Here is a 9,142-nt window from a genome sequence, read left to right on the forward strand (position 1 = left end):
ACGAATGGAACCGGGTGCGGTCGAGGAGCGTCACGCCGGGCGCCGCCGCGGCGTGCCGGGCGAGGATCGGCTCCAGGAAGGTCTGGTTGATGCGATGCGGCGGCTCCGGGGTCGCCCACGTCGTGTCGGGGCCGACGGTCGCGGTGTACCGCTCGCCGCTCGCCGGGATCGGGATCCGGGACAGCTCGGCGCCGGTGAGGGAGGTGCGGAACGCCACGTCCTGCGGGTAGTCGGCAGGCAGCCCCGCCGTGCGCACCTCGGCGGCGATCCCGAGCCGGCGCAGGCTCTCCATCGTGCGGGAGGCGACGTGGTTGCACTTCACGTTCGGCGGCTCGAGGAAGCCGCGCGTCTCGACCACGATCGCGGAGACGCCGCGGGAGGAGAGATCGAGCGCGGCGAGCAGGCCGACCGGGCCTGCTCCGATGATGAGGACGTCGGCGTCCGGCATGCCGGTCATCGTGCTCCGTTCGTGTCGGCCGCGCGGCGGATCGGATCCCCGAGGCGGCGGAAGTCGTAGAGGTCGAGGGTCGGCTCCCCCGCGCGCAGACGCGCCATGTAGGCGTCCTCCTTGGCGGCGCGGGCGCGCGCGGCGTCCAGGATCCGGTCGACGTCGCCGGAGGGCAGGATCGCGACGCCGTCCCGGTCGGCGACTACGAGGTCGCCCTCGCGCACCACCCGGCCGCGCAGCGTGATCGGGATCCCGATCGTCCCCGGCCAGTGCTTGATCGTGCCGCGGATCGAGATCGAGGTGCTGAACGCGGCGAAGCCGAGCTCCCGCAGCTGCGCGGTGTCGCGCACGCCGCCGTCGATCACGAGCCCCGCGATCCCGCGCGCCTGCGCCGCGACCGCCATGACCTCGCCCCAGTAGCCGAAGGGCGCTCCCCCGCCGTCGACGACGAGCACGTCCCCCGGCCCTGCGGCCTCGAGGCCGTGGTGCAGCGCGAGGTTGTCTCCGGCCTGCGCCGAGACCGGCACCGCGCGACCGACCAGGGCCGCCCCGTCCCACGCGGGACGGAACGCCGCGTCGAGGAAGCAGTCCAGCCCCGACGCCTCGTACAGCGTCGCGCTCCCGAGCCGCAGCAGCTCTGCCGCGTCGAGCTCCGCGACGTCGTGCTCTCCGGCGCCGCTCACGCCTCGGCCCGCTGCAGGTCGTGATATCCGAAGCGCGCCCGGGCCTCGGCGATCGAGGCCCCGCCGAGCGCCGCCGCGAGGATCGACTCCTCGCGGGCGTGTATGCCCTCGGCGACCTCGAGCACCTCTGCCTCGCAGTCCTGCGGGATCACGACCACCCCGTCGGAGTCGCCGAGCAGGATGTCGCCCGGCCGCACGGTGACGCCGCCGATCGTGACCGGCCCCTGCTCCTGGGCGACCTCGACCCTGTCCTTGCCGGTGCGCATGAAGCGGCCCCGGCTGTAGATCGGATAGCCGATCGAGAGGGCGCGGTGCGTGTCGCGGCAGACGCCCTCGATCACGGTGCCGGCGATCCCGCGGTGGTGCGCGACGGCGGTGAGGATGTCCCCCCACACGGTGCAGTCCACGCGGCCGTCGTTGTCCAGCACGACGACCTGGCCCGGCTCGACCTGGTCGATGAAGTCGCCGACCGTGCCGGCCGGGACCTGGGCGCTGACGTAGCGGACGGTGAAGGCGCGGCCGATCATGCGCTGGCCGTCGGCGAGGGGGGCGAGGCCGAGCAGGCTCCCTGGACGGCGCAGCTTGTCGAGCGCATCGGAGACGGTCGCGGTGCCGAGCGCGCGGAAGCGCTCGATGAGGGTGTCCGTCATGGGGTTCGCTCCTCTGCGGTGACGGTGGGGAACTGGGAGTCGTGCATGACCTCGCTCACGTCGCGGCCGGCGCGCACGGCCTCCGCCATGCGCTCCTCGCGGTCCGCGATGCGCCGCGCGAGAGCGACGACGCGCTCGGCCTGATCCGCGGCGACGAACACGACGCCGTTGACGTCGGCGATCACGTAGTCGTGCGAGGCGACCGAGACGCCGGAGACCTGGATCCGCTCGTCCGAGGCCAGCTGCACGATGCGACCCCGGGCGCTCACCGGCACGGCGGCACGGGCGTACAGGGGCAGGCCGAGCGCGGCGCTCTCCTGCACATCGCGGCAGGCGCCGTCGACGATCACGCCGGCGACGCCCCGGCGCACGGCGGCCTCGGCGAGCAGGCCGCCCCAGCACGACACGTCGGTGCGGCCGTGGTTGTCGATCACCACGACGTCGTCGGGCTCGGCGACCGCGACGAGCGGCGTCGCGATGTGCGTCGCGGGTCCGCCCGTCGCCTTGGGTCCCGCGGTGACCGTGCGCACCCGCCCGGCCGTCACCGTGCCGGACGGCCAGCGCGGCGACAGCGCGGTGACCGCGCCGGGCAGCCCGAGCGTGTCCAGCGCGTCCGACACCGCACAGCTGTCGAGCTCTCGGAGCGCCGCGACGATCGGATCGGTCATCGGCCGTTCCGCTCCCAGGTGAGGAAGCCCATCGCATTGCCGGTGCCGGCCTCGGTGCGGTAGCACGGCTCGTAGTCGACGTTCGTGACGCCGAGGCCCACCTCGTCGGCGATCCCGGCGACCGCGATCCAGTTGCGCAGCTCGGAGGCGCCCGACATCATCTCGCCCGCAGGGATGGACGACAGGTACTCGGCGTCGTGGTCCTTCATCGCCTGGATGAACTCGGAGTCGAGCTTCTCGTCGATCACGAAGTGGCTGAGGCCGCCGGAGGCGACGACGCCCACGCGCAGGTCGCCGGGGAAGGACTGGATCGCCCGCCCCACCGCGCGACCGAAGTCGTAACAGCGCTTGGCGCTCGGCGGGTTCGGCTCCCAGAACGTATTGATGAAGATCGGCACCATCGGGATTGTCGAGTCCTGGCCGAGGAAGCGCTGGTAGATGAAGCCGAAGCCGTGCGGGATCGTGTGGTTCTCGTAGCGTCCGGCGGGGATGACCTCGGTCGCCCCGGTGTCGAAGTCGTCCGCCTGCGTGGACTGGATGATGTGCTTGCCGAGCGCGCGGTGCGTCGGCCGCACGACCGTGCGATCCGGCACGTCGCCCATCGCGGCCTCGGCGAGACCGGGCGCCATCTCGTCCAGCTGCGCCTGGGTGTACGGCACGTGCGCGACCTCGTCGCCCCAGAACACCGAGAACGGCGCGAGCCACTCGTCGCCGTAGGTCTCCTTGTGATCGCTCGAGATGATGACCAGCACGTCCACGTCCTGCTCCTCGATGAAGCGGGAGAGCGCGTCCATCGACGCCTGGCAGCTGTCCCAGCGGCGCTGCATGACGTCGTGCGTGATCTCCGCGGAGAAGTCCTCGCGCAGGGCCTTGAGCTCCTCGAACGAGTACGTCCCGCCGCGGAACTTCAAGCCCTTGCTGCGGCGGTCGGCGACCCCGCGGGTCTCCCAGGCCTCGGGCGGCGTCGCCTTGAGCTGCGGGCCGTGCGAGGTGCCGAATCCGGCGACGATCTCGGTCATGGTGGATCCTTTCTCGGAGTGCGGGGCGCGGCCGTCAGAGACGGAAGAGGGCGCGCGCGTTGTTCTCGAGCACGTCGGCGCGACGCGTGTCGTCGAGCCACTCGATGTCGTCGATGAGCAGGTGGATGTCGTCGAACCAGCGTCCGGTCGCGGGGTCGATCTGCGACCCGGTCCCCGGCTTCTCGGATCCGAAGAGCACCCGGTCGGTGCCGACGGCCTTGAGCAGCAGTTCGAGGCTCTCCTGCGTGTAGAGGCAGGAGTCGAAGTGGAAGTTGCGCAGCTTGTCGAGGTAGGAGACCCCGGTGCGCACGACAGAGGGCAGGAAGCGGCCCATCTGGTACGGGATCGCCCCGCCGCCGTGGGCGACGACGACCTTGAGGTCGGGGAAGTCGGCGAACACGTTCGCCTGGATCATGCTCCAGACCGAGACGGTCTCCTCCTGGATGAAGTGCAGGCTGTACGGCTCGCGGGACGGGAACTTGCATCCCGCGGAGTGCAGCAGCATCGGAACGTCGAGCTCGCAGAGCGCCTCGTACAGCGGGTACCAGTAGCGCTCGCCCATCGCCGGGGGGACCTCGGTGCCCTCGAAGGGGTCGGAGTTGACCATCGCCCCGACGAATCCCAGCTCGGTGACGGCGCGGCGCAGCTCGGGGAGCCACTGCTCGACGCTCAGGTAGGGGCTCTGCGGGATCCCCGCGACGCCCTTGAACCGACCGGGGAAGAGCCCGGTCGCACGGTGGATGAGGTTGTTGGTCTCGGCCGTGAACCACTCGACGATCTTCGTCGGGCGCTCCGAGTGCATCGCGTGGAACGGACGCGGCGAGAGCAGCTGCAGGTCGATCCCCGCGCCGTCGATGTGGTCGAGGTGGGAGATGTTCCCGAAGCTCGGGTGCGGTGCGTTGTACGAGGCGATGAGCGCGTCGTCGCTGATGACCGGGGGCTTGCCGCCGTGCGAGCCCCGTGCGGCGAGCAGCGAGGCCTTCCACGCGTAGTACGCGTCCGGGGCGGACATGTGGCCGTGGACATCGATGATCACGGGGGCTCCTTCTGAGTCTTCTGCGGTCCGGAGGGCCGGGGCTTCGTCGCTGTCTCGACGCTATGAGAGCCCGCATCGGGGCGGATCGGCGGGCTGGGGGAAACTCCCCCTGGTGGATCCGACACGGTGTCCGAATCGGCTCCGCCCGAGACGCCGCCGTTCAGCCCCCGCGGCCCTGGGTCACTGCACGAGCACGCTCGCGGCGGCGCGGATGCGCTTCAGGAACGGCTCGGCCGGATCCGCCGCGGGGGCGTCGCCGCCGCGGAGGATGACCGCGAGCGCGTCGTCGAGTGCCATCGACGGGTCGGCCGGCATCCCTGGCGCACGCCAGGCGACCTTGCGGTCGGGGCGCACGAGCAGCGCGCCGTCGTCGCCGACCTCGCGCGCGGCGCGCCAGGCGTCATCGGCGTCGTCGATCGCCACGACCGTGACGGGCAGGGCGCCGCCGATGAGGTCGATCGCCTCCTGCCAGCGCGGGGCGGCGGATGCCGAGGTGAGCAGGGTCAGTCCCACCCGCGCGACGAGGTCGTGCGAGGACACCGCGGCGCCGTCTTCGGCGGTGGGGCTCCGCAGCCAGACGTGCGGGAGGTGGTGCCCCGGACGGGAGGTCGCCTGGAAGTCCGTGGGATCCGTCGGGTCTCCCGGCACCGGCGTGCCGTCCGGGACCAGCGCCCCCGCCTCGTAGTGGAACCCGGCCTCGACGCCCAGCTGGCTGTAGTCGTGCGCATTGTGCGCGACCTCCGTCGCGACGCGGGCGCGCATCGCCTCCCCCTCCGGGGTGTCGCTCACGAACACCTCGAGGTTGCGGAAGCCCTCGGCCTCGTCCTCGCCGAACCCGAGGGCCGCGGCGATCGGGGGGTGCCGGTTCGCGTTCTCCAGGGAGTGCGCCGTGTACCAGGCGACGATCGGCCGGCGCTCGGCCTGGTAGCTGTCCAGCAGCGCATCCGGCGCCTGGCCGTCGAGCACGGCGGCCAGCTTCCAGCACAGGTTCTGCGCGTCCTGGATGCCGCTGTTCAGGCCCAGGCCGCCGGTCGGCGGGTGCTTGTGCGCCGCGTCGCCCGCGAGGAAGACGCGGCCGGCGCGGAACTGCTTCGCCACCAGCCCGTTGTAAGTCCAGCGGGTCATCGAGTGCATGGTGATCGCGTGATCCTCGCCGAGGCCCAGCATGCGCCGGATCGAGTCGAACAGCGCGGCCTCGTCGTCCGGATCCCCCTCGACCATCCAGCCGGCGACCGAGACCAGCCACTCCTCGGAGTCCCGGTCGTAGTGCGTCGGACCGAGCGCCTGGATCGTGCCGCGCCGCCGCGCCCCGCCCGCGGGATGCAGGAAGTGTCCGAGCAGCGCGTCCGGCTCCGACCACGCGGACAGGTCGAGGCTGACGTGGTAGTTCACGACCTCCCGCATGTCCCGAGGCCCCTCCAGCTCGACGCCGAGCAGGGCCGCGCTGTCGCGCCCGCCGTCGGCGGCGATCACGTAGCGCGCACGCACCTCGCGGACCTCGTCCGTGACGGCGTCGCGGATCACGACGGTCGCGGACTCCGGGTCCTGCCGGATGTCGACGACCTCCTGCTTCGCGCGGATCCGTCCCGGCGCGGCGGCGACCGCGTGCCGGTGGATGAGCGGGTCGAGCCGCAGCTGCGGCATGTTCGCGAAGGCGCGGGGGCTCGAGGCGCGGTACCGCTCTGCGTCGGGTCCGCCGCCCCACGCCGGGACCTCGCCGATCTTGAGCCCGTCGAAGCGCCCCGGCCCCGTCGCGGTCGTGTACCAGACCGCCTTGCGCCAGCGATCGTGCGTCGGGGTCGCGGCATAGATGTCCTCCGCGACGCCCATGTCGTGGAACGCCTCCATGGTGCGCGGGTTGAGCAGGTGCGCACGGGGGAACCGGAACACGAAGTCGCGGCGCTCGAGGAGCAGCACGTCGATCCCGCGCTGGGCGAGCAGGATCGCGCAGCTCATGCCGACCGGCCCGCCGCCCATGACGACGACCTCGACGGCCTCGGGCCACTCGTCCTCGCCGAGCGGCGGCAGGGCGGCGCGGGGGCTCTTCACGGATGCGGTCACGGATTCCTCCTCGAATGCGGAGATCCCAGGCTAGGGAGACGCCGGAACGCGACGATACGTGCCGTGAGCGCGAAAGTCGGCCGCCGATTCCGACACGATGTCGCATCCGTCAGCGCGCGCGGAGACGACGAAGGAGGACGTGCCGTCCCCCTCGGAGCAGCACGTCCTCTTCCGCCCGCGGGCCGGCTCTCAGCCCGAGATCGTGGGGATCGTCACCCACTGCCAGTAGGTGAACTCGTCCAGATTCCAGTGGCCGCCATGGCGGCCTCCGTTGCCGGATGCGCCGATGCCGCCCATCGGGATGTGCGCGGCGTCGTAGATGGTCTGACCGTTGACGGCCACCATGCCGACCCTGAGCCGTGCGGCGAAGCCCAGGGCGCGGGCCACGTCGCGCGTGTGGATCGCTGCCGTGAGGCCGTAGTCGCTCGCGTTCGCGAGAGCGAGCGCTTCGTCCTCGGTGCGGAACCGGGTGACCGGAGCGACGGGGCCGAAGATCTCCGAGCGGAAGGCGGCGTTGCCCTCGTCGACGCCGTCGAGCACGGTCGGCTCGTAGAAGAGCCCGTCATGGGCGCCGCCGTGCACGACGCGGGCGCCGTCCGCGACCGCGGCCTGCACGATGCCGTGCACGCGCTCGGTCTGCGCGGCGGTGATGAGGGGGCCGAGCGTCGTGCCGGGAGCGAGCGGATCCCCTGGCACCAGGGCCGCGGCGGCGTCGCGCAGGCGCTCGACGTACTCGTCGGCGATGCTCTCGTGCACGAGATGGCGTCCTGTGGCCATGCAGATCTGGCCCTGGTGCCGGAAGGTTCCGGCGACGCCCGCGGCGACCGCCTGATCCAGATCGGCATCGGCCATCACGACGAAGGCGTTGTTGCCCCCGAGCTCGAGCACCACGCGCTTGAGCAGGCCGCCCGCGACCTCGCCGACCCGGCGGCCCGCGGCGGACGAGCCGGTGAAGGAGATCACGTCCGTGTGCGGCGAGCGCACCACGGCCTCGCCCGTCGCGGGGCCGCCGGGGAGCACGTGCAGCACGCCGTCCGGGAGCCCGGCGCGGCGGAACACCTCGGCGATCGCGGCGCCTCCCGAGAACGCCGTCTTGACGTCGGGTTTGAGCAGCACGGCGTTGCCGAGCGCGATCGCCGGCGCGACCGAGCGGATCGCGAGCATGAGCGGGGCGTTCCAGGGCGAGATCACGCCCACGACGCCGACGGGGATCCGTCGCGCCATCCCGATCGTCCCGGGATCCTCGACGGGAAGGAGGTCGCCCTGCGACATCGTCACGAGACCCGCTGCGGCCACGAGCTCGTCGATCGCCTTGTCGACCTCGTGGCGGGCCTTGCCGGGCAGGGACCCGCTCTCCCGGATCAGGACGAGCTCGACGTCCGCGCGGATCTCGCGCAGCGCCGCGGCCGCGCCCATGAGCACGTCGGATCTGGTGCGGTAGGAGGTGCGGCTCCAGGCGCTCTGCGCCGCGACGGCGCTCGCGCCCGCGCGCTCGACGTCCGACTCGTCGGCGAGTCCTGCCAGAGCCACGACGCCGCCATCGCCGGGCGACACGATCGGCTGGACGCCGCCTGCCCCCTCGCGCCACCCGTCGGAGAAGATCAGCCCGTCGATGTCCTCGATGCGCCACCGTGCCATCGCCGTCTCCGTCCTCCTCGTCGAGTGCTGCCAGGGCGATGCTATTCGACGTCCGCGTCCGGTCTCCCCGTCGCGGCGGCGCAAGGCGAGGCGCTCGCCTCAGACACCGTGTCGTGGGACGCGGAGCCGGTGCGCGAGCGCTGAAGTATGCATGCGGGAGCAGGATCTGCTAGGCTCGGAGATTCCGCGCCTGGACTGCCGACGTCTCTTCGGCACCGCGCGAATCCCCTCGGCCGGAGCGCATGCCCGCGAACCGCATCGACGCGCGTCCGCGTGCCCGGCGAGATCCTTCCGGCGGTCGACACCGCCCTCGAACATCTGAGCATCATCATGAACATCACCTGGAAACAGGCAGACCACGACGTGTACGTGGCGACCCGAGACGGCGAGTACGCCGGCTTCGTGGCCGTCGACGGCGCGTCCCACGTCCTGCACGACCGACACAGCCGCCGCCTCGGCAGCTACCCGTCCCTCTCCGCCGCGCGCAGTGCGCTGGAGTCCTTCGGTGCGCCCGCGTCCGCGGCGCCGCATCGCTCGCGTCGCCCCGCCCGCAGCCGGCGGCGCACCTCCCCCGCCCGCGGCCGCTGAGGGCAGCCCTCTCTCTAAGAGCGTTGAGAGAGCACCGCCGCAGGCGGAGCGAGACGAAACGCGGCGATCCCGCGGGGCAGTTGCCTTTCGTTCTCGGTCGACGTCATCTTCCTCGCTCGACGCCCCCCGTCGAACGCACGAAAAGGGGGACGAGCACCGAAGTGCTCGTCCCCCTTTGTCGTACGGGATCCGGATCCGATCAGGCCGCGCCGGCCGCGATGTCCGGCGTGGTCGGGATCGTGCCGGCGGTGTTGACGCCGACCGCGACCTTCTCGCCGCGCGGACCCGTCGTGAAGACGAACTTCCCGTCCTTCGCGTCCACGTGCACGTGGTCGCCGGGGTTGAGCTCGC

The 9,142-nt window shown here is 72.1% G+C and carries 9 protein-coding genes; 1 reads left to right on the top strand and 8 read right to left on the bottom strand.

The window, feature by feature from the left end; all coding sequences use genetic code 11:
• The 8 genes from B7X32_RS14840 to B7X32_RS14875 form a co-directional block, all read right to left on the bottom strand.
• Positions 1-457 (bottom strand): FAD-dependent monooxygenase (locus B7X32_RS14840; protein ID WP_292721167.1); only part of this gene is annotated, 457 nt, incomplete at its 3' end.
• Entirely contained in the window at positions 454-1,131 is a 678-nt protein-coding gene (locus tag B7X32_RS14845) for a 4-carboxy-4-hydroxy-2-oxoadipate aldolase/oxaloacetate decarboxylase (RefSeq protein WP_292721169.1), read from the bottom strand. The genes B7X32_RS14845 and B7X32_RS14840, both read right to left, overlap by 4 nt.
• Positions 1,128-1,781, bottom strand: a complete 654-nt coding sequence (locus tag B7X32_RS14850) for an RraA family protein (RefSeq protein ID WP_292721170.1) — start codon at positions 1,779-1,781, stop codon at positions 1,128-1,130. Before B7X32_RS14850 ends, B7X32_RS14845 begins: the two co-directional genes overlap by 4 nt.
• A complete protein-coding gene (locus B7X32_RS14855) occupies positions 1,778-2,449 on the bottom strand; it encodes an RraA family protein (protein WP_292721171.1) in 672 nt (223 codons plus the stop codon). Before B7X32_RS14855 ends, B7X32_RS14850 begins: the two co-directional genes overlap by 4 nt.
• Entirely contained in the window at positions 2,446-3,468 is a 1,023-nt protein-coding gene (locus tag B7X32_RS14860; protein ID WP_292721173.1) for a hypothetical protein, read from the bottom strand. Before B7X32_RS14860 ends, B7X32_RS14855 begins: the two co-directional genes overlap by 4 nt.
• A 34-nt stretch (positions 3,469-3,502) precedes the next feature.
• Entirely contained in the window at positions 3,503-4,504 is a 1,002-nt protein-coding gene (locus B7X32_RS14865; RefSeq protein ID WP_292721175.1) for an amidohydrolase family protein, read from the bottom strand.
• Positions 4,505-4,684: 180 nt separating this feature from the next.
• The gene (locus B7X32_RS14870) at positions 4,685-6,565 is read right to left on the bottom strand and encodes an FAD-dependent monooxygenase (protein ID WP_292721177.1); all 1,881 of its coding nucleotides are present in this window, start codon (positions 6,563-6,565) and stop codon (positions 4,685-4,687) included.
• A gap of 189 nt (positions 6,566-6,754) precedes the next feature.
• Entirely contained in the window at positions 6,755-8,203 is a 1,449-nt protein-coding gene (locus tag B7X32_RS14875) for an aldehyde dehydrogenase family protein (protein ID WP_292721178.1), read from the bottom strand.
• 273 nt (positions 8,204-8,476) lie between these two features.
• On the opposite strand from B7X32_RS14875, the gene B7X32_RS14880 reads away from it, so the two are divergent.
• Entirely contained in the window at positions 8,477-8,791 is a 315-nt protein-coding gene (locus B7X32_RS14880) for a hypothetical protein (RefSeq protein WP_292721179.1), read from the top strand.
• Positions 8,792-9,142: the final 351 nt, after the last annotated feature.

The organism is Microbacterium sp. 13-71-7 (assembly GCF_002257455.1).
Classification (GTDB): Bacteria; Actinomycetota; Actinomycetes; order Actinomycetales; family Microbacteriaceae; genus Microbacterium.

Excerpts from the sequence above, each read along its gene's own strand:
- B7X32_RS14875 (WP_292721178.1), bottom strand. The coding sequence starts at position 8,203 with ATGGCACGGTGGCGCATCGAGGACATCGACGGGCTGATCTTCTCCGAC.
- B7X32_RS14850 (WP_292721170.1), bottom strand. The coding sequence starts at position 1,781 with ATGACGGACACCCTCATCGAGCGCTTCCGCGCGCTCGGCACCGCGACC.
- B7X32_RS14860 (WP_292721173.1), bottom strand. The coding sequence starts at position 3,468 with ATGACCGAGATCGTCGCCGGATTCGGCACCTCGCACGGCCCGCAGCTC.
- B7X32_RS14855 (WP_292721171.1), bottom strand. The coding sequence starts at position 2,449 with ATGACCGATCCGATCGTCGCGGCGCTCCGAGAGCTCGACAGCTGTGCG.